Source organism: Peribacillus frigoritolerans (assembly GCF_004358755.1).
Taxonomy (GTDB): Bacteria; Bacillota; Bacilli; order Bacillales; family Bacillaceae; genus Bacillus_P.
The window spans coordinates 314,559-334,015 of record NZ_SMZY01000001.1 but is presented as its reverse complement, the minus strand read 5'-3'; the positions used below and the strand labels follow the sequence as shown (position 1 = coordinate 334,015).

Annotated in this window: 20 protein-coding genes; 3 read left to right on the top strand and 17 right to left on the bottom strand. The window is 38.7% G+C overall.

Annotation, left to right across the window (positions count from 1 at the left end):
* Window position 1 precedes the first annotated feature (1 nt).
* The 7 genes from E2R53_RS23015 to E2R53_RS01580 form a co-directional block, all read right to left on the bottom strand.
* Window positions 2-178 carry a hypothetical protein gene (locus tag E2R53_RS23015; RefSeq protein ID WP_165970853.1) on the bottom strand — a complete coding sequence of 59 codons (177 nt, stop codon included), beginning with the start codon at window positions 176-178 and terminating at the stop codon, window positions 2-4.
* Between the two features lie 58 nt (window positions 179-236).
* Window positions 237-1,007: a DUF92 domain-containing protein gene (locus tag E2R53_RS01605; RefSeq protein ID WP_133310102.1), complete on the bottom strand. Its 771-nt coding sequence runs from the start codon at window positions 1,005-1,007 to the stop codon at window positions 237-239.
* Window positions 1,000-1,566: a 5-formyltetrahydrofolate cyclo-ligase gene (locus tag E2R53_RS01600; RefSeq protein ID WP_133310101.1), complete on the bottom strand. Its 567-nt coding sequence runs from the start codon at window positions 1,564-1,566 to the stop codon at window positions 1,000-1,002. The genes E2R53_RS01605 and E2R53_RS01600 overlap by 8 nt, the downstream gene beginning before the upstream one ends.
* Before the next feature lie 64 nt (window positions 1,567-1,630).
* On the bottom strand, window positions 1,631-1,780 hold the full coding sequence (rpmG, locus tag E2R53_RS01595; protein WP_070875478.1) for a 50S ribosomal protein L33: 150 nt from the start codon (window positions 1,778-1,780) through the stop codon (window positions 1,631-1,633).
* Between the two features lie 118 nt (window positions 1,781-1,898).
* Window positions 1,899-2,948 (bottom strand): sugar phosphate nucleotidyltransferase, encoded by a 1,050-nt coding sequence (locus E2R53_RS01590; protein ID WP_165970852.1) that lies wholly within the window; start codon window positions 2,946-2,948, stop codon window positions 1,899-1,901.
* A 13-nt stretch (window positions 2,949-2,961) separates the two neighbouring features.
* A complete protein-coding gene (locus E2R53_RS01585; RefSeq protein WP_133310099.1) occupies window positions 2,962-5,601 on the bottom strand; it encodes a 1,4-alpha-glucan branching protein domain-containing protein in 2,640 nt (879 codons plus the stop codon).
* Window positions 5,602-5,616: 15 nt separating this feature from the next.
* Window positions 5,617-6,012 carry a hypothetical protein gene (locus tag E2R53_RS01580; protein WP_165970851.1) on the bottom strand — a complete coding sequence of 132 codons (396 nt, stop codon included), beginning with the start codon at window positions 6,010-6,012 and terminating at the stop codon, window positions 5,617-5,619.
* Between the two features lie 221 nt (window positions 6,013-6,233).
* On the opposite strand from E2R53_RS01580, the gene E2R53_RS01575 reads away from it, so the two are divergent.
* The gene (locus E2R53_RS01575; protein ID WP_133310097.1) at window positions 6,234-6,581 is read left to right on the top strand and encodes a hypothetical protein; all 348 of its coding nucleotides are present in this window, start codon (window positions 6,234-6,236) and stop codon (window positions 6,579-6,581) included.
* Entirely contained in the window at window positions 6,578-7,054 is a 477-nt protein-coding gene (locus E2R53_RS01570; protein WP_133310096.1) for a hypothetical protein, read from the top strand. The genes E2R53_RS01575 and E2R53_RS01570 overlap by 4 nt, the downstream gene beginning before the upstream one ends.
* Window positions 7,055-7,097: 43 nt before the next feature.
* Here the strand turns inward: E2R53_RS01570 and phoU are convergent, their stop codons facing one another.
* The 10 genes from phoU to E2R53_RS01520 all read right to left on the bottom strand — a co-directional run bounded on the left by phoU (window position 7,098) and on the right by E2R53_RS01520 (window position 18,437).
* On the bottom strand, window positions 7,098-7,757 hold the full coding sequence (phoU, locus tag E2R53_RS01565; protein WP_133310095.1) for a phosphate signaling complex protein PhoU: 660 nt from the start codon (window positions 7,755-7,757) through the stop codon (window positions 7,098-7,100).
* Window positions 7,758-7,864: 107 nt separating this feature from the next.
* A complete protein-coding gene (gene pstB / locus E2R53_RS01560; RefSeq protein ID WP_286166039.1) occupies window positions 7,865-8,689 on the bottom strand; it encodes a phosphate ABC transporter ATP-binding protein PstB in 825 nt (274 codons plus the stop codon).
* A gap of 32 nt (window positions 8,690-8,721) precedes the next feature.
* Window positions 8,722-9,600, bottom strand: coding sequence for a phosphate ABC transporter permease PstA (gene pstA / locus E2R53_RS01555; RefSeq protein ID WP_133310094.1), 879 nt, complete (start codon window positions 9,598-9,600; stop codon window positions 8,722-8,724).
* Window position 9,601: 1 nt separating this feature from the next.
* Window positions 9,602-10,543, bottom strand: coding sequence for a phosphate ABC transporter permease subunit PstC (pstC, locus tag E2R53_RS01550; protein WP_133310093.1), 942 nt, complete (start codon window positions 10,541-10,543; stop codon window positions 9,602-9,604).
* Window positions 10,544-10,615: 72 nt separating this feature from the next.
* The gene (locus E2R53_RS01545; protein WP_133310092.1) at window positions 10,616-11,590 is read right to left on the bottom strand and encodes a PstS family phosphate ABC transporter substrate-binding protein; all 975 of its coding nucleotides are present in this window, start codon (window positions 11,588-11,590) and stop codon (window positions 10,616-10,618) included.
* Window positions 11,591-11,786: 196 nt separating this feature from the next.
* Window positions 11,787-13,955, bottom strand: a complete 2,169-nt coding sequence (locus E2R53_RS01540) for a peptidoglycan D,D-transpeptidase FtsI family protein (RefSeq protein ID WP_133310091.1) — start codon at window positions 13,953-13,955, stop codon at window positions 11,787-11,789.
* A gap of 131 nt (window positions 13,956-14,086) precedes the next feature.
* Window positions 14,087-15,373, bottom strand: a complete 1,287-nt coding sequence (locus E2R53_RS01535; RefSeq protein ID WP_133310090.1) for an MFS transporter — start codon at window positions 15,371-15,373, stop codon at window positions 14,087-14,089.
* Window positions 15,374-15,496: 123 nt separating this feature from the next.
* Window positions 15,497-16,105, bottom strand: coding sequence for a superoxide dismutase SodA (gene sodA, locus E2R53_RS01530; RefSeq protein WP_133310089.1), 609 nt, complete (start codon window positions 16,103-16,105; stop codon window positions 15,497-15,499).
* Between the two features lie 136 nt (window positions 16,106-16,241).
* Window positions 16,242-16,730, bottom strand: a complete 489-nt coding sequence (locus tag E2R53_RS01525; RefSeq protein WP_435796765.1) for a DUF456 domain-containing protein — start codon at window positions 16,728-16,730, stop codon at window positions 16,242-16,244.
* Window positions 16,731-16,826: 96 nt separating this feature from the next.
* Window positions 16,827-18,437: a Na/Pi cotransporter family protein gene (locus tag E2R53_RS01520; protein ID WP_133311109.1), complete on the bottom strand. Its 1,611-nt coding sequence runs from the start codon at window positions 18,435-18,437 to the stop codon at window positions 16,827-16,829.
* 234 nt (window positions 18,438-18,671) lie between these two features.
* On the opposite strand from E2R53_RS01520, the gene E2R53_RS01515 reads away from it, so the two are divergent.
* Window positions 18,672-19,442 carry a DUF1189 domain-containing protein gene (locus E2R53_RS01515; RefSeq protein ID WP_133310087.1) on the top strand — a complete coding sequence of 257 codons (771 nt, stop codon included), beginning with the start codon at window positions 18,672-18,674 and terminating at the stop codon, window positions 19,440-19,442.
* Window positions 19,443-19,457 lie beyond the last annotated feature (15 nt).

Sequence of the window (19,457 nt, the reverse complement as noted above, 5' to 3'; positions counted from 1 at the left end):
ATTAATGAAACGCACGGAACATAAATTTTTCCCTGATAAAAGGAATTCTCATGGAAAGCTGAATGAAAAAGTGCCTTATATTCGGCTGACTGAGCACGACATTCATCAGACGGTAACGATATTGGTAAAACGCAAGAATACCAAGGACCATAAGAAGTACTGAATTCAATTTTCGCATCTTCATCCCTCCTAGTGATACTTTTTGCCGCTAACCCATTTTTTATCCTTATTTTCTTTCAGTATACAAGTAATGCTAAAAGTGAAGCAGTAAAAATGGCTATAAAATTAACAGCATCATTATTTAAAAAGCCTCTGATCTTTGTGCTGCGTTCCTGACAATGCTCGTATCGTTCTGTATTTATTCCGCAGACTGGACATTGATAATACACTTGAACAGAAGCGCCGAGCACCGTATCAATGAGATTGCCAGTGAATCCGAAAAGAACAATTAGAAGGATATCCATTTCATGCAATGGAAAAACGGCATAAGCAGTAATTCCGATTAAGCAAGCGCCTGCAAATGCTGCACCAGTGCCGAGAGAACTTACTGCTCCGGACGTTCCTTTCTTTACCTTTTTCAAAGTGAAAATCATTCTTGGCATTTTTTTGCTGAGTGTTCCAATTTCAGATGCCCACGTGTCAGCATTTGCAGCAGCGACAGACGCGCTGTATACGGCGAAACTGCCCTCAAAAGGCAGAAACGCATGAACAATGCTGATTAATGCAGAAACACCTCCATTTGCCAGCACTTGAGCTGCGTCTCTCTGATCTCCTTTCACCAGCAGTTCGGATGTACTCATTTTGCGATCACGCTTAAATTTGCTCCAGAAACTAGAACTTCCAAAGAATATCCCCAGCACCACTAATCCTGAATAGCCAAAACCTGTATAAATGGATATTCCAATGAAACCCGCAGCGATAGCTCCGCTTATGGTTAAAGACTTCAGCTTAAGTCCAGCGACAGAAATAAAAAGAATAAAAAGAATGGCAAATAAGTGATCAGCCACTGACAATAATCACCTCGTTTTCCGTCAAAATTTGGTTAACAGGCAGATCGTGGGCTTCAGCAGGAACAGCAGAGACCAACTGTGCCTCAAATGCGAGTGAAACAGAAAAACCCCTGTACTGAGTCATATATCTGTCGTAATAACCGCCTCCATACCCTATTCTGTAGCCTTTTCTATCAAAGCATATACCCGGGACGATAAGAAGGTCAATCTCATCAGCCGGAACAAAGGCTGTTTTTGAAACAACAGGCTCTTTCAGCCCAAAATAAACGGTCTCTAGCTGATCCGCTGTCTGAAAGGTGCGAAATTCCATCTTTTTTTGATCGGGATAACATTTAGGTATGGCCACTCTTTTGTTCAGCCTTAAGGCCTCCTTTATAATCATCGCAGTATCTACTTCTCTGCCGTTTGAAATGGTGATGGCAATTGTTTCGCTCTTCAGCCAGTACGGCTGAGCAAAAAGTCTTTTATTTATACGTTCACAATTCTTCTCGTATGTATCGTTTTCTAAAGAATTAAGTCTGTGTTTCACATCATTTCTAAGATTTGTCTTCAGCATTCCAAAGCGCTCCCTTATAATTAATAGGTATAAAAAAAACAGCAAGGAAATAAATTCCTGCTGCTTACTTTGTTTCGCGGTGTAAAGTAACCTTTTTCTCTCTAGAGCAATATTTTTTAAGCTCCATGCGATCCGGGTTATTACGTTTGTTCTTTTTAGAAATGTAATTACGTTCGCCGCACTCTGTGCAAGCTAGTGTAAGATTAACGCGCATGTTGATTTCCCTCCAAACTAAAAAACTTATACTAAATCAGACTTAACTATAATAGCATTTTTAAAAAAGAAATTCCACATTATTTTATTTTTTTCTTCAATGTCTAAAAAGAAAAGTGTTAAGAATCTCTTTTTGTATACTCTCTCCAGGCATTAACCGTCTCTTCGCTGATATCAGCAAGCGCTGAATGATCCTGAATCTGACAGTGTCCAATCATCCCGCCAAGACTGCACGATTTTCCAACATAGCTGTTTTCCCAGAGAATAGAATGGGTAATTTCTGATTTTTCATGGATAATGGCTGACTCAGAGAGAACGGTTTCTGGCCCTACTGTTGCCCCTTCATGAATAATTGTATTCTTGCTGATATAAATCGGGCCTTTTAACGTCACATCGTCATGAATGGTCACCCCATCCTCCATCCAGATCCCCTTAGCTATCTCTTTACCCTTAGAAGGAAGGTTGACTTTATGATGGAGCATATCAAATTGAGCTTCGCGATATGTTGCAAGCGTCCCAATATCAGACCAATATCCTTCAGCTTCAAAAATACTGATTTTCTCATTATGTTTTAAGATAGCAGGAAACACATCTTTACTGAAATCATAATGAGTAAAGTCTTCTAAATAACTGAAAATTTTTGGATCCAGAATATAGATGCCAGTGTTGATTGAATGCTGGGTAAGGTCGCTCCAGTTAGGCTTCTCAAACATTTTTTTCATCTTTTTATCTGAAGACAAAAGCACTCCGTACTCGATCGGCAAGTCCAGCGGTTTTGTAAAGATAGTCGCTGCTGCAAGCTGGTCCTCATGATGCTGTATGCCTGCCCTCAAATCAAAGTCAGTAAGAATATCTCCGCTGATGACAAGAAATGACTCGGTAAGCAATTGCTCTGCCAGCTTTACACTTCCTGCTGTACCAAGAGGCATCCCGTCTTCACTGTAAGTGATCGTGACTCCCCATTTTGAACCGTCGCCAAAATAGGCACGAATAGAAGATGACAAATAATGCACAGTCATTATTATATCCTTAATGCCGTGTCTTTTTAATAACTCAATGCTATATTCCATAACAGGCTTGTTTAATATTGGGACCATTGGTTTTGGACAATGATTTGTAAGAGGTCTAAGCCTGCAGCCTTCTCCGCCTGCGAGGATCACTGCTTTCACATTTTTCAGCTCCTTATCTTTTAGGATAAAGCACTTCGTACTCTTTAATAACTTTTTTAACAATATGTTCATAGGCGAAACGGCTCAAAACTTCTTCATATCCCTTTTGAGCCAGACGGTCTGCCCGCTCTTTATGTTGGAGTGCCTCTAGGATAGCTGATGCCAAAGCTTTTGAATTTCCCCGCTCAAACAGGAGTCCATTTTCATTGTGCTTGATAATTTCTCTTAAACCGCCGGTATTTGAAGCAATTGTCAGTTTTTTTGCTGCCATGCTCTCCAGTGCAACAATCCCAAATGGTTCATAATAGCTAGGAATAATATTCATCTCACAGTGCGTAAGGAGTATATGTATAAGGTCTTCATCTATAAAACCAAGGAATGTTACATTTTTATGAACGTTCAATTTTTTCGCTTTTTTTTCATATTCGTTGCGATGCGGCCCATCTCCTGCTATAACCATGCGGATTTTAGGAAAACGCTTCAAAATACCCGGTAAGGCAGACAAAAGGACATCAAACCCTTTTTCTGCGACCATTCTTCCCATCGAGAAAAGATAAGGCTGCCCTGTCAAAGTTATCACTTTGCGCTTTTGGGAATTTTTATCATACATATTAGTTTTTAAAAGATTTATTCCATTAGGGATCACAGTTAGTTTTTCAGTTGGTATGTGAAATTGTTCGGTGACCTCCTTCAGCATATAGTCACTGCATACAATCACCCGATCTGCTGCTTGTACAAGCAAGTTCTCTTCCCTATGTATATACTTTTGAAGCGGGGTCGAGATTTCTTTAACCCTTCCCTGTTCTGTCGCATGAATGGTTGCAATGAGCGGCACTTTTAAAAGATTCTGTATGGCTCTTCCTGCCCCTGCAGTAAGCCAATCATGAACATGCACGATATCATATTCTATGTGTTCATTTTTTAATAAAAATTGAACAAATGCACTATTGTGATTCAATGTCCATTCAGTAAGCGACTTATGTTTTTGCTGAAGAGACTGTATCCGGTAAACATGCAGATTTGGAATTGGGTTTTCATACAAAGGTTTTTCATCTGAAGCTATCGTAAGAAGAACAACCTCGTAATTTTGCCCGGCAAGTGCATTAGAAAGCTCATCTACATGTCTTCCTAGCCCCCCGACAACATTAGGGGGAAATTCTGTAGACACCATCAGTATTTTAGGCCGGGCAGCAGGATCTTTTATCTCAGATACCGTACTGTTCAATGGAAGAAAGGCAAATAAATCCGGTTCCTTATTATAGGTATCAAGTGTTTCATCCGTTATTTCACTCAGTTTATAATAATTCTTTAGATGCTTTCTAATCCGCTTATGTCCATAATCAGCAGAAGTCCCATTTCCGATCATGAATGTCCAGTCACTGCTTGCGGCAAGCATCCATTCTTTAATAAGACTCCATTTTTTTTCCGGATTCATTTCCCGGGAATTGACAGTGGTGCCAAATAGCTGTTTCTCGATTAAATGAAAGTGCTGAAAATATTCCGCTGTTTTTTCATTAAGCCACATGTCGCCGTATCCGTTTCTCCCCCATGTAGAAAAAGCTAAGTCCACACGCTCGCTGACTTTGCCCATGTTCTTAAGCCAATCAGACGGCAGAATAAATTGGTTTTCATGTTTTAACAGCTCACATAGAAAGGCAGGCCCTTCAAACCACCAATGACCGAACAGCTCAAAATCAAATGGAATCACAGCCAGTTCACATGCAGAGCCCAGCCTCTGCAAAAAATCATGTGCATCCCTTTTAGCTTGTTCAAATGCCATTTCTTCCATATATATCTTTTTCTGTTCGGTCTGACCAGTAATCCTCCAAAGCTTCAGTCCAGTATTGATTCTTGTTTTGCCAAGAAAAGCAAACTCTTTAATTTCATCCCAATCTCTAATAAATCCGACATCCCGATAATATTCCCGGTAAACATGGTGTGCCGGGTATCCATTATGCTTATCCCATACAGCGCCAGCGATTTCTTTATTTCGTTTAAAAATGGTCAGGCCCTGATCATTTGCTGCCGGGTATGTTATTTCAGGTGAATCGGCAAACGTGTATTCAATTCCCTGTTGAGCCAGAATTTGAACGGTTTGAGCGCTGATTGCCATCTCTGGCAGCCAGAACCCTTTCGGAGCTGTACCGAAATGATGTTCAAACACTCTCATTCCCGTTTCTACTTGCATGTTCATTCCTTCTTCAGTGCAATGAAAAGGGAGAATTGCATGTGTTGCACATGTAGTGATAACCTCAATTTTTCTTCTATTGAATAACTCAATATAACCTTGTAAAATATTGCCCTCAAATTCTTCAAAGGTTTCGATAATTTTCTCATAACGAGACAGATAAAATTTAAGGACTGATTGCTCATCATCCACCCCCCTGCTTAATTCTGATTTGATTAATGACACCATTTTGCCCAAGTGACGGCGATAGTTTGCCTGGATCATCTTATCTGTAAGCATTTCCATAAGAGTAGGAGAAAAAGAAATCGTTATGGACGGGTTTTCCACAGCCTTCAAACTCCAAAGCATTGGAATATAGGATTCTGACAAAGCTTCAAAAAGCCACAGCTGTTCATATTCTGTATTTGTATAGTCAGTGATGAAAGGCAGGTGGGCATGAAGAATGATCATGCTGTTTTTCACCATGTGCTCATACCCCTTCTATTTGTCGTATACCGTATATGCTGAGAATTGCTTTTCCCAAGAATCAGGTTCATCTTTATAGACTTTCCAATTAATCAGACTGTCATTTGTATAGGTTACTTCTAATACATTTGACTTCAGAACAGTCAGTGTACTATTTTCAGATGTATGAAGAATCAATTCTGCATAATATCCGGCATCTGATCCTATACCTTCTATTAAAAGGTAAGTATGTTGATCTGAGATCTTAAAATCTTTATAGTAAAGAAAGTTTTTCTTCTTTTGATAAAACCTTATTGTTTTTTTTAGTGACGGATACTGCTCGCTGCAAATGATTGAGAGCGCCATTTCCGTTTTACTTCCTATATTCCATTGTAAAAACAATATGGATGGAGTTCTCATTAACAGGGTCATTGCATCCCCATGAAGGTGATTTAATTGATTCATTGAAGGTAGATGTTCCAGGTTTTTCATCCCTTTCCTATTATATTGCTGCTATTATTATGACATAAGATTATTCTAAGAGAAAATCGCTCGAATTAAGACATTTTTCGACAAATTGCATATTCCGCTTTAGAATGTATGAAATCTATGATATAAAGAAAAAGGGAAAAAATATTAGAAGGTGAATAAATATGGAGATTATGATCATTGCCCTGTTAGTAGTCAGTATTCTTTTAATTGGCGTCTCATTCTTTCAAAGAGACCATGTAAAAGATATTGAACAGGAAGTTGAACACCTGTCTGTTTCTTCGATGCAAGAGATATATAAGCTGAAGAAAAAAGTCAGAGTGCTGGAAGAAGAAATTCTTCAAAATGATTTAGAGATTACAGATAATGATTCAATCGACCCTCAGACCCTGCAGCGCATCATTTTGAAACATAATCAAGGCTTATCCACTGAAGCAATTGCAAGATCTGAATACTTAAGCGAAAAAGAGATCGGAGCCATTCTTAGAAAGAATGAGAGGGTCTTAACATGAGCAAAAAAGGATTTCAATCATTCGCAGCTGGAATGATTTTGTCTACATCTGTTCTTGCCGCTACATATTTCATGGGAGAAGCCAATGAAAAAACAGCTGCTGTTGTGAGCAAAGAAGTGTCTGAAAATGATATAAAAGAATACCTAATTAAAAAGGGCCAGACGGCTATCGACACGAAAGAATACGATGAGCTTATCGCCTTTAAAGAAACTGCATTGATTGAAAAACAAAAGCAAGCCGAAGCCCCGCCTGAAGAAAAGCCTCAAAATGAAAAATACACATTGAAAATTGTAGAGGGAATGAATACAGGTGATGTTTCTGACATCCTGGAGCAAGAAGGCGTTATTGCCTCTGCAAAGGACTTTAATGAATTTGTCATTAACGGAAATTATCATACGAAGGTTCGTATGGGAACATTTGAACTTACTAAAGGCATGTCCTTCAGCGAAATTGTCAATGTACTTGTAAAATAACATAAAAAGAGCTTGTCACTTAGGTGACAAGCTCTTTTTATGTTTATGCATTTAAATCATATCTTCTGCCTTTAACAAGGTATAGGACACTTTCAGAAATATTTGTTGCATGATCTGCAGTACGCTCAATATATCTGCATACAAACATTAATTGAGTAATCTGCTGCATAAGCTCTTTACGCTCAGGCATAATTTCAAGAAGCTCTCTAATCGTTTGTCCGTATAAATCATCTACTTGATCGTCCATATCAGCAACTCTCTTAGCTAATAAGACATCTTCATCGTTAAATGCCTTTACAGATAGCGAAAGCATTTCTACAGCAAGCGCATGCATCTTTTTGATTGTTTCAATCGGCTTGAATAATGGCTCATCACCGATACGAATCGTAGATTTAGCGATATTCACAGCAAAGTCAGCCATTCTTTCAATATCATTTGAGATTTTAATGGCAACGATAATCCGCCTTAAATCAATGGCAACCGGCTGCTGTTTTGCAATAAGAAGGATAGCCAAATCGTTGATTTCCTCATCTAAATCATCAATGCGCTCATCGTTTTCAATGATTTCCAATGCTGCTTCTACATTTTTCGTTTCAAGTGCGTGGATCGCTTCTAGTAAAGCCTTTTCAGTGAGCTGAGCAATTTCATTTAATCGATCACGCAGGATTTTTAAATCGTATTCAAATTTCTCTCTAACCACCATGTTTAGTTACCTCCACATTTTATCTGTCTTTTAATAATAAATGATTATTTATCGATATGGGAATAAGTCGTGCAATTTTTCATATGCACGACTTATTGCTTTAAACATTATCCGAAACGTCCAGTAATATAATCTTCTGTACGTTTATCTGAAGGATTCGAGAACAAGCGGTCTGTTTCTGAATACTCAACAACTTCTCCGTTCAGGAAGAATGCTGTCCGGTCAGAAATACGTGCAGCCTGCTGCATGTTGTGAGTAACGATTACGATGCTGTACTGTTTTTTTAATTCCTGAACAAGCTCTTCCACTTTCAGCGTTGAAATTGGGTCAAGAGCAGAAGTAGGCTCATCCATTAAGATAACATCTGGCTCAATTGCTAGACAGCGGGCGATGCATAGACGCTGCTGCTGACCGCCTGATAAACCAAAAGCATTTTCTTTAAGACGGTCTTTTACTTCGTCCCAGATGGCAGCCCCTTTTAAACTCTTTTCAACGATCGCATCAAGAGTCTGTTTGTCTCGGATTCCATGAATTCTTGGTCCATATGCAACATTGTCATAGATGGATTTTGGAAAAGGATTTGGTTTTTGGAATACCATGCCGACGCGTGTGCGCAAATCTTCAACACCATAGCCTTTATCAAAGATATTTTTCCCGCGATAAATAATTTTTCCAGATGTGCGAACTGTAGGGATCAGCTCTACCATGCGGTTTAGAGTTTTAATATAAGTGGACTTTCCGCAGCCGGACGGTCCGATAATTGCAGTGACTTCATTTTCATAAATGTCCAGATCAATATTTTTTAATGCCTGATCATTTCCGTACCAAAGGTTAAGATTATCTGTTTTGTAAACGATGCTTTTGTCTATTTTAGCAATCGTTTCAAATTCTTCGTTTTCCTTGCGCTCTTTCACAACTTTTGTCATTTCCACTGTGTGAAGCCTCCTTCATCCTTTAAGCATGCTTAATAATTTTTTTGGAATTTATTACGAATGAAAACCGCAACTGAGTTCATGACTATCAAGAAAATGAACAAAACAATAATACCTGCAGCAGCTACATCCTGAAAATCAGCCTGAGGTCTTGAAGCCCAGTTAAAAATTTGAATCGGCATAACTGTAAATGTGCTCATCACATTTTCCGGAAGGTAATTAACAAAGGCAAAAGCTCCAACTACAAGCAATGGAGCTGTTTCACCAATCGCCCTTGAGAAAGCAAGGATGCTCCCTGTTAATATACCTGGTACTGCCGCCGGCAAAACAACCTGACGGATCGTTTGCCACTTTGTTGCCCCCATTCCAAATGATGCCTCGCGCATTTCTTTCGGAACAGCCTTGATCGCTTCCTGGGATGCAACAACAATGACTGGCAGGACAAGCAGCGCCATTGTAAATCCTCCCGCTAAAATACTTCTCCCAAGATCAAAAAATCGAACGAATACCGTTAACCCCAATAGCCCGAATACTATTGAAGGAACCCCTGCAAGGTTCGCAATATTTATCTGAAGAAAGTTTGTGAATCTATTTTTCTTAGCGTATTCTTCCAAATATAGTGCCGTTCCAACTCCTAGTATCAATCCAACAGGTATGACAACTGCCATTACCCACAGGGATCCTACAATTGCTGCTTTGATGCCTGAAGCTGACGGTCTCCTTGATGCAAAGTTTTGAAAGAATTCTGGAGTTATATAACTAAATCCTTGAGTGAATATCCGATATAAAAGGATGGCCAGTACTACTAATGCAAAGCTTGTAGCCAATAAGAAAATGCCTTTATAGATGCCATTAACAGCAAGTCTGCTGGACATTTTTTTAGCGACTTTCTCTTTATTGATGTAGTTCATGTTAATATTCCTCCCTAAACCGTCGAGAAATGAACTGTGCAAGCAAATTCATCAGCAGCGTGAAGATGAACAGCGTCATACCTACAGCATAAATACTATAGTAAATTGTTGTTCCATATCCAGCATCTCCTGAGCTTACTTGTACAATATAAGCTGTCATTGTCTGAATTGACTCTGTCGGATCAAATGTAAGCTTTGGAGTAGCTCCTCCGGCAAGAGTTACAATCATAGTTTCACCAATTGCTCTTGAGATAGCTAAAACAAATGAAGCAATGACGCCAGATACGGCTGCAGGCAAGACAACTTTTATTGCTACTTCAAACTTTGTGGAGCCAAGTGCAAGAGCTCCCTCTCTCATTGATTTAGGTACCGAAGTCATGGCATCTTCAGATAAAGATGCAATCATAGGAATAATCATGATGCCTACAACAATGCCGGGACTGAGGGCATTAAAAAATCCTAAGTCCGGGATGATTGATTGCAGTAATGGTGTCACAAATGACAGGGCGAAAAATCCGTATACAATTGTCGGGATACCTGCCAATACTTCTAATATCGGTTTAATAATTCTTCTGACGCGGTCTGAAGCATACTCACTCAAATAAATAGCAGAAGCTAGACCTATAGGCAATGCGACCACCATAGCAATGAACGCTACCAGGAGCGTACCCGAAATTAACGTGATGATACCGTAAGAAGGATCGCTTGCAAAAAATGGATACCATTCTTTTTGTGTAATAAAGTCAATAATTGAAACTTTATTGAAGAAAGTAAATGTCTCTACAATCAGTGTGAATAAAATTCCAACAGTTGTTAAAACAGAAATAATGGCTGTCAGCAGCAGAAATGCAGGAACGATCTTCTCTATATATCTTAACCAAGATCTCTTTTCCTTTTTCTCTTTTATCATTTCACTGACAGACTGGCTTGTTTGTGTTGCCATATTGTGAAAACCCCTTTCCAAAACATGGGAAGATGAGAAGCAGTTACGCTTCTCATCTATTAGATTTTGAAATTATTTTAAACCTTCGATTGTTTTAAGCTGTTCTGTGTATTTTTCTTCTGGAAGGCTTACATAGCCAACTTCTTCAGCTAATGCACCAGCGTTTTCCAAGTAGAATTTAACATACTCAGCAACTTGCGGCTTTTCTTTCATTGATGCGTTGTTAACATAGATGTAAAGCGGACGTGAAAGCGGGTTGTACTCGCCAGACTCAACTGATTCGTTAGTCGGTTCAACTGCTTTGCCTTCTTCATTTACGATTGGAACAACTTTTAAAGTGTCTTTGTTTTCTAGGTAGTAAGCATATCCAAAGTAACCCATTGCATTTTTATTGCTTTGTACACCTTTAACCAAAACATTGTCATCTTCAGAAAGAGTAGCTGCTTTAGCAACAGGCTCTTCGTTAAGAATTACTTCATCAAAGTAATCGTAAGTACCAGAATCTGTTCCAGGAGAGAACAAAGTGATTTTTTCTTTAGGCCATTCAGGGTTAATGTCAGACCACATTTTTTCTTTGCCGTCTTCAACCCAGATCTTTTTCAAGTCTTCTACAGTTAATTCTTTAATGAAATCATTTTCTTTATTAACTACTACTGATAAACCGTCAAATGCTACTTGTAATTCTGTATATTCAATCCCAGCTTCTTTCGCTGCTTGAGCTTCTTCATCTTTAATTGGACGTGATGCTTGAGAAATATCTGTTTCACCAGCTACGAATTTTTCAAAGCCGCCGCCAGTCCCTGATACGCCAATAGGAGCTTTAACATCTTTGTTATCCATAGCGAATTCTTCAGATACTGCTTCACCAATAGGAGCAACAGTTGATGATCCGTCGATTCCAACTTCACCTTCTACTTGAGCTGCTTCTTCAGAAGATCCATTTTCTGAACTGTTGCCTTCTGAACCTTCACCATTTCCACAAGCTGCTGCGAATGCAAGCAATGATGAAATCATAATTGTCATGGCTAAAAATTTGAAGCTTTTCATATTTCTTAATTCCCCCTACAAAGTGGTGTTTTTGTCCTACAAGTAATACAATAACGCTAAAGTGTTAACATGGTTTTAATCGAATGTTAAGGTTTTGTAAATGCGTGAATAATTTTGTCGCGTTTTGTAGAATATCTAAAGCATAATAAAAAGCACTCTAACAGAGTGCTTTTATTATCTTCATTTGTATTAGTTTCTATTCATTTTCTTCCTCTTCCAGCACCCTTGCATTTTCAGGCTGGCCTACACCTTCCTGAATGCCTTCTTTGCTTTGCTCGCTTTTCAGTTCAAAGTATTTATCCATGACCCGTCTTCCGATCAGGTTATTTATAGGATGTGAATTTTTCGCCTCATCGTAAGCCCATGGCACTACTACCGCGAATGCAACCTCAGGATTATTATGGGGTGCATATCCTGTAAGTGTTAAATTATAAGTAGGCGACAGGAATTTGTTTTTATTCGGCCCATCGTAGAAAGCTTGCGCAGTACCCGTTTTACCAGCAGGTAAATAATCTGCCCCTGAAAAATAACTGTAGGCTGTTCCATTTTTCTCCTGTGTTACACGCCTGAAGCCTTCCTGTACCCTTTCAATGTATTCCCTCTTCATATCGAGACGATTTAAAACTTCAGGATTTATAGATTGAATAACGGAACCTAGATTGTCTTTAGGCGACGGCTCCCTTATTTCTTTTACAATTTGAGGCTTCATGCGGTATCCGCCATTTGCAATCGTAGAAACATATTGTGCCATTTGAAGCGGCGTATACGTATCGTACTGCCCTATGGATAAATCAAGCAATAATCCGGGTGTCAGGTCCTGCCCTTTGAAGCCGGTTGCTTCATTAGGAAGGTCTATACCTGTTTTTACTCCTAATCCGAATTGACTGTAATAATTCCTGAGCACTGAGAAAGCTGAAGTATCAAGGGGCAAAGATTTGTTTCTTCTATACTCCCCGTTTGCCATTGCTATCGCTGTTTTGAACATATATACATTTGATGATCTTTGCAAAGCTTCAAGATCATCAATATTACCCATGTTCCGGTACGATTTCTTAGGCGGAGAACCTTTAATATATAACGGTTCATCAAGCTGAACTGTACCAGGTTTGATCACGCCTGATTCAAAACCTGAAAGAACTGTGGCTCCTTTAACTGCAGAACCCATTGTATAAGAACTTGTCATCGCGCCTAACGCATAATCCTCAAGAACCATTTTTCCGTTCTCATCTTTTTTAATTTGCTTTCCTGCCATTGAAAGCATTTCGCCATTTCTTGGATCCATCATGACGACAAATGCCCGGTCAAGTAAAGCTGTTCCAGATTTTTTCTTAGCTGCAAGCAGCTCTTCCTCAATAATCTTCTCAACCTCCTGCTGAAGCTGTACATCGATTGTCATAATCAAATCTTTCCCGCTTTTTCCTTCAGATATAATTTCTGTTTCAAGAATTTTGCCCGATTTATCTGTAATATTGCGGGCTTTTGCTTTTTGGCCTTGAAGAATATCTTCATATTGATATTCTAAATAACTTTTCCCCACCCGGTCATTTCTGCTGTAATCGCGGGATGTGTAATAATCCAGACGATCGCTCGGAATCCCTTCTTCTGACGAAGAGATGCTGCCGATCAGCGTTCTTAATGTTTTGTCAAAAACGTAGCTGCGTTCCCAGTCGGTTGTAATATCCACGCCGGGCAGGTCCTCCAGATGCTCGCTTATATATGCAAATTCCTGCTCTGAAATATTATCTTTTTTAATAATTTGCGGAGCTAATGCGTACCCGCTGTCCATTTCTCTTTTTATCGCAAGTATTTTCAATTCATCTATCGAAATATCCTGCAAATCTTTTTGTGTTATCCGATCAAGCTGAAGATCATACAGGTCATCATCGCTTATGACTCCATCAATAACTTTTTGTTTATCTTCTTTTGTAATTTTCTTTTCAGCTTCCTTTGGACGAGTTAAAATCCAATAATCTTTTTTATCCCTTAATGTAATCTTTTTTAACTCTTCTTCCAATGCCTCCTGGTCTTCCTTTGAATCTGTTCGGTCCTGGTCAAAAATCTTTGCAAGCTTCGCAGCAACTTCTAAACGTTCTTCTTGTGACGTAGTATTTGATCTGGTGTATGTAATGGCATTAATAGGTTTGTTATCGACAATTGTATTGTAGTTCCGGTCAAAAATTTTCCCCCGAGGAACTGAAGTGCTGATATTCACTTCCTCATTCCGTTCAACTTCTTTGCGGTAATCCTCGCCGTAAACGATTTGAACAATTCCAAGCCTTAAAATCATTCCTGAAAATACTAAAAATACGAGGAAAAACAAAACGTTAAGGCGAAGCGGAACTGTTCGTTTCTTTTTCTGTGACATATAGCACCGCCTTATCTTCTATTAAAAACACAATAGACACCATTTTAAGGTGTCTATTGTTATAGTTTATGAAAAATATCGACGAATTTCTATTAAATTCGACAGTTGTAACACGATTGTCATATGTGATGCTAACTGCTTTCTCCATCTACAAGATTCGGTTCGGGCATATTTTTTTGACCGTCATCATTTATTGGTTCATTTGAGTCAAGCAAAGATACTTTGCGGATAAAGAAATAAATTAAGCTGTGGCCAGAGCCTATAACGGCCAGTAAAATTGGAATGCTTTCCTTTTCATCAAATACTGTAACGGCAAAAATGAATAAAAGAATAGATGTGATTCTCCCAAAGTTCAAGAACAGTTCTCTTACAACAATATATTCAATTCTCGCTTCCGCAGCATTCCATGACCGCCCAATCACATCATATGTCAGAGAAATATAAGGTACAAGCAGCATCGGATATGCAATGGCAATCGCAATAGCATACATGATCAGCTTTGGATATGTAAGGTCAAACAGGAGCAAAAAGATGGAGGCATACAATAAAATTCCGCCAACTAAAATTGATTTTTTCCTCATCTTTTTGGTAATCAGCCGAGTTGCCAAATAGTAAAACACAAAAGCTACAGCTGAGTTCATCAGTCCGTATTTACCTAAGGCAAACTCGCTTCCTGTAGTAATAAACACCAGCACTCCAATTACAAAAATGAATGTTCCTTCTCTAATGCCCTGAAAAAAATGAGCGTTAGTGATCATTCTCCAATTGACGTTACGTTTCCTTTCCTTTAATACGTCAAGCAGCAAATACCTCCCGTGCGCATGTCTCCTTTTTAAAAAAAGACTTAAAATAACAGCACAGAAAAATAATCCAAGTGAGATGGAAAAGATGGACTTATATCCAATATCACCCGTCAATCTTGAGATCACAAAACCTGCGACAATTGGACCAATCATCCCTGCAGAGGATGTCATGATTCCTAAAAACCCGTTAAAAAAATCCCTTGTCTCAGGTTCTGTAATTTCAAATGTAAGTACATTAAAAGACAGCCAGTAAAATCCAGATCCTATTCCAAGCAGCCCTCCAAGCAAGATAATGTTATTGGCCGCATTATCTCCTATTATAAGAACTGACAAATAAAAAACAGCCAAAAAAGCAATACCAAGCCTGAAAACGATCACCCGGTCAATTTTCTTTGCCCATCTCCCCGCAATAACAAACGTGACTGGCTGCATGATTACAATGGACAGATTGTAAATGCCCAAGTCGAGAAAGCTGCCAGATTGCTTCCAAAGGTACACATTGACAAAAGAATTTGAGAGGGCGATTCCTAAAGAGTATAATCCTCCAATAATCAGCAAAAGGATTAGTTCTTTATTCACTTCTACATCACCAAATATTTTCTGCAACTTAGACATACTTTAAAAACTCCCCTTTATTAACTAACCATTAGTCTCTCTTTATGAGGTGGAGTTATGTATGCTAAATGAAACAGGAAAAAAGCAGAAGATCTTAAAAGATCTCCTGCTTCGTTCGAACCATTATTTAGCTTCTTCGTAACGTCTTGTAACTTCTTCCCAATTAACTACATTCCAGAATGAAGAAATGTAATCCGGGCGGCGGTTTTGGTAGTTAAGGTAATATGCATGCTCCCAAACGTCAAGTCCAAGGATAGGCGTTTTGCCTTCCATTAAAGGAGAATCCTGATTTGGAGTGCTAGTTACTTCTAACTCACCGTTGTTAACAACAAGCCAAGCCCAGCCAGAACCAAAGCGAGTTGCTCCAGCTTTAGCAAATTCCTCTTTGAATGTTTCAAAGCTGCCAAATTTGCTGTTGATTTTATCAGCAAGTTCACCAGATGGAGCTCCTCCGCCGTTTGGTGAAAGGATTGTCCAGAAAAGGCTGTGGTTTGCATGCCCGCCGCCATTGTTGCGGACTGCAGTACGTGCAGTTTCAGGAACTGCATCTAAATTAGCTACTAGATCTTCAACGCTTTTACTGAGAAGATCGTCGTGACCCTCTAATGCAGCGTTAACGTTAGTAATATACGTATTATGATGCTTCGTGTGATGAATGTTCATTGTTTCCTTATCAATATGCGGTTCTAAAGCATCATAAGCATAAGGCAATTGCGGTAGTTCGTAAGCCATTTAAATCTCCTCCTTAAATTGTATGTAAATAGGAAGCTTATTCATTCATAAGCTTGTCACATTAAGATTACCAAAATTGTCCGATTGTTTCAATTTAAAAGCCTTAAAATATGAGGCATCTTTTTTATGAAGCTGTTTATAGAACAACATACAAAAAATAACCAATCATGATCAGCTGAATAATTGTTTTGGCAAACACTCCGGATATAAATCCGATTAATGACCCAAGACCTACTTTAACTGATTCTTTCATATCCTTTTTATGAACCAGGAGTTCAGCAATCACTGCACCAAGGAATGGCCCAATAATAATTCCTGCAATCGGAATAAGAAAAGGACCTATCAATAAACCAATCGTGCTTCCCCATATTGCAGCTTTGCTTCCTCCAACCCGTTTGATCCCCATTAAATTTGATACATAGTCCGCCGCAAATAAAACCGCTACAAATACACCTTCAATCAGCCAGAATTGATATCCGTATTCCTGAAAGCCAAAAAATGCTCCATAAAGAAGAAATCCCCCAACTATAAAAATAACGCTGGGTATAATTGGATAGACCAATCCGGCAAACGCAATGATGAACATTAATATAATCAGAGCCCAGTATACAACCTCCACTGCCATCCACCACCATTTCTCAATCTCTTATTAAACATATGTAAAAAAAGCAAGAGCATAAGCCCTTGCTTTCATTATAACTGAATCATTCTATTTTAAACATTATTTACGGTAGCCTAAAACTGCCTCTGCAATATTTACTGAATGATCACCGATTCTTTCCAGGTTGCTGATAATGTCAACAAACACAATGCCTGCTTGACCTGTACAGCTTCCTTCATTGATGCGGAGGATGTGTTTTTTACGGAGCATGCGCTCCATTTTATCAATCTGCTCTTCTGATTTCATAACTTTAGAAGCCAGGGATGTGTCTTTGTCATCTAATGCTGAAATCGCATCTTTTAGTGTTTGGATCGTCAGTGTAAACATTTCATCCAAATCTGCCTGAGCAGACTCAGTAAGCTTCACTTTATTTGATAATTGATAATCAACAAGCTCAACAATATTTTCGAAATGATCACCCACGCGCTCGATGTCGCGAACGGTATCCATCAGTGTTGAATGTTCTTCGGATTCTGCCGCTGACATTTCCGCTCTGGAAATAAGCACTAGATAATCTGTGATCTTACGGTCAAGATTATTAATTGCATCTTCTATTTGATAGGCAGTTTCTGAATGCTTAGGCAAATTCGATTTAAGATATTGATTTGCTTCTTCAAGTCCGAGAGTCGCAAATTGACCCATACGGAGAATTTCTTCTTTTGCCTGTCCAAGCGCAATAGATGATGATTGTTCTATAAAGATTGGATCCAGATGCTTTGCTTTGTATTCGATCATGGAGTCTTCTCCTGGTATCAGCTTAGTAACAATGTAAGCAAGTACGCCAATAAAAGGAAGCTGGATCAGTGTATTTGTAATATTAAATGTACCATGTGCAAAGGCGATCGTCATTTCTGGATTTAAACCTAAATTCATCTTCAGCATTCCTATAAAAGCTGTAAATAAAGGCAAAAGCACTAAAAAGATTGCTGTACCTATTAAGTTAAAAAGAACATGCGTTAACGCGGCCCTTCTTGCAGCTACTGAAGCTCCAATTGATGCGAGGACTGCAGTAATCGTAGTACCGATGTTATCTCCGAACAGAACAGGCAATGCCGCTTTAATGTCGATAAGGCCCAAGCCATGCAGCTCTTGCAGAATTCCAATTGTAGCACTTGAACTTTGAACGATTACAGTAAATACAGTCCCTATGACTACGCCGAGCAGAGGGTTATCACTCATGCTGACTGTTAATTCCTGAAAGGCTTCTAAAGAACGCAAAGGCTTCATGCCATCGCCCATTAGCTCAAGTCCAAAAAATAGAGCGCCAAAACCAAATATAATTTGACCGATATTATGGATTTTTTTATTTTTGAAAAAGAAAAGCAATATTGCTCCTGCAAATAAGATAGGAAGCGAGTACTCAGAAATTTTAATACCGATAATAAAGGCCGTGACAGTGGTTCCAATGTTTGCTCCCATTATGACACCAATTGCCTGTCTTAAGCTCATAAAGCCCGCACTTACTAAGCCCACTGTAATAACAGTGGTCCCGCTGCTAGACTGAATAAGGATGGTAACAAATATACCTGCAAGAACACCCATAATAGGATTTGTAGTAAATTTATCTAGAACATCCCGAAGCCTGTCGCCTGCAGATTTCTGCAGTCCGTCACCCATGAATTTAATGCCAAATAAGAAAATCCCAAGGCCTCCAAGAAATTCAAATATCATTTTCTGTATATCTAAATCCAACCTATTTCAACCCCCAACATCTTTTATCGACAACTTTCTACAACCTCCCCAATTATTAACGAAGTGTTGATTATTTGTAAAGGTTTTTAGAACTATTTCCTTAAAAATTTACAATATCTTAACAATCTATTTTACAGCATACCTTCAGCCTTGTTTCTTTCCTCTGAGATGTATAAAATGAAAGCTGGATTATAATGAAGGAAGTGTACATATATGAACATTTTTAAACAGTTTGCGAAAAGTTTATACTCTCCAAAATCGATTTCCATGTTCAGATTTCAAGGAATCGGCAAAACCATTCTATACGTGTTTTTACTGACCCTTCTTGCGACTCTCCCAATGGCAGTGTACATGTCCACTGGCATTTCGGGACTGCTGAAAGGATTAGATTCCACCCTGCAGGAGGACCTTCCTGAATTTAAAATAGAGGATGGCACTTTAATTTCAGATACCACTGAACCTCTTGAATTAAAAAAGGATGATTTATTTATTGTTTTTGATCCGACTGGCGCATTCACAGCAGATGAGATTGAAAATAAGCAAAACGGAATCGGCATTTTAAAAAATGAATTTGTTTATGCTGTTGCAGGCCAAGCCCAAAGCTATGATTATTCAATGCTGAATACAATGACTTTAACAAAGGATGACTTATCCCAATACTCCTCTCAATTTGAAAGTGTGTTACCGATTGTATTGAGTGTTGTTCTTATAATGCTGTTTCTGTTTACAGCAGCTTCCAAATTCATTGAAATAACTTTTTTAGCTTTCATCAGCATCCTTTTTAAAAATAGTTTGAAGCGAAACCTTAATTTTAAACAGCTTTGGGTAATGTCAGCCTATGCCGTAACGCTTTCCACTGTATTCTTTATGATCATGGAGTTTCTTCAAGTATCCGTACCAAGCGGAATTCTTGTGAACTGGTTTGTTAACTTGATCATTATGTATCTTGCACTAAAAGAGATTCCTGCTTCCCGAAAAAAATAAGAAGCAATTACAAAA

What these genes read in the sequence shown, in the direction of transcription:
- E2R53_RS23015 (WP_165970853.1), bottom strand. Translation starts at nt 178, where the DNA reads ATGCGAAAATTGAATTCAGTACTTCTTATGGTCCTTGGTATTCTTGCG.
- E2R53_RS01600 (WP_133310101.1), bottom strand. Translation starts at nt 1,566, where the DNA reads ATGCTGAAGACAAATCTTAGAAATGATGTGAAACACAGACTTAATTCT.
- rpmG (WP_070875478.1), bottom strand. Translation starts at nt 1,780, where the DNA reads ATGCGCGTTAATCTTACACTAGCTTGCACAGAGTGCGGCGAACGTAAT.
- E2R53_RS01585 (WP_133310099.1), bottom strand. Translation starts at nt 5,601, where the DNA reads ATGGTGAAAAACAGCATGATCATTCTTCATGCCCACCTGCCTTTCATC.
- E2R53_RS01580 (WP_165970851.1), bottom strand. Translation starts at nt 6,012, where the DNA reads ATGACCCTGTTAATGAGAACTCCATCCATATTGTTTTTACAATGGAAT.
- E2R53_RS01575 (WP_133310097.1), top strand. Translation starts at nt 6,234, where the DNA reads ATGGAGATTATGATCATTGCCCTGTTAGTAGTCAGTATTCTTTTAATT.
- E2R53_RS01570 (WP_133310096.1), top strand. Translation starts at nt 6,578, where the DNA reads ATGAGCAAAAAAGGATTTCAATCATTCGCAGCTGGAATGATTTTGTCT.
- phoU (WP_133310095.1), bottom strand. Translation starts at nt 7,757, where the DNA reads ATGGTGGTTAGAGAGAAATTTGAATACGATTTAAAAATCCTGCGTGAT.
- pstA (WP_133310094.1), bottom strand. Translation starts at nt 9,600, where the DNA reads ATGAACTACATCAATAAAGAGAAAGTCGCTAAAAAAATGTCCAGCAGA.
- pstC (WP_133310093.1), bottom strand. Translation starts at nt 10,543, where the DNA reads ATGGCAACACAAACAAGCCAGTCTGTCAGTGAAATGATAAAAGAGAAA.
- E2R53_RS01545 (WP_133310092.1), bottom strand. Translation starts at nt 11,590, where the DNA reads ATGAAAAGCTTCAAATTTTTAGCCATGACAATTATGATTTCATCATTG.
- E2R53_RS01540 (WP_133310091.1), bottom strand. Translation starts at nt 13,955, where the DNA reads ATGTCACAGAAAAAGAAACGAACAGTTCCGCTTCGCCTTAACGTTTTG.
- E2R53_RS01535 (WP_133310090.1), bottom strand. Translation starts at nt 15,373, where the DNA reads ATGTCTAAGTTGCAGAAAATATTTGGTGATGTAGAAGTGAATAAAGAA.
- sodA (WP_133310089.1), bottom strand. Translation starts at nt 16,105, where the DNA reads ATGGCTTACGAACTACCGCAATTGCCTTATGCTTATGATGCTTTAGAA.
- E2R53_RS01525 (WP_435796765.1), bottom strand. Translation starts at nt 16,730, where the DNA reads ATGGCAGTGGAGGTTGTATACTGGGCTCTGATTATATTAATGTTCATC.
- E2R53_RS01520 (WP_133311109.1), bottom strand. Translation starts at nt 18,437, where the DNA reads ATGATATTTGAATTTCTTGGAGGCCTTGGGATTTTCTTATTTGGCATT.
- E2R53_RS01515 (WP_133310087.1), top strand. Translation starts at nt 18,672, where the DNA reads ATGAACATTTTTAAACAGTTTGCGAAAAGTTTATACTCTCCAAAATCG.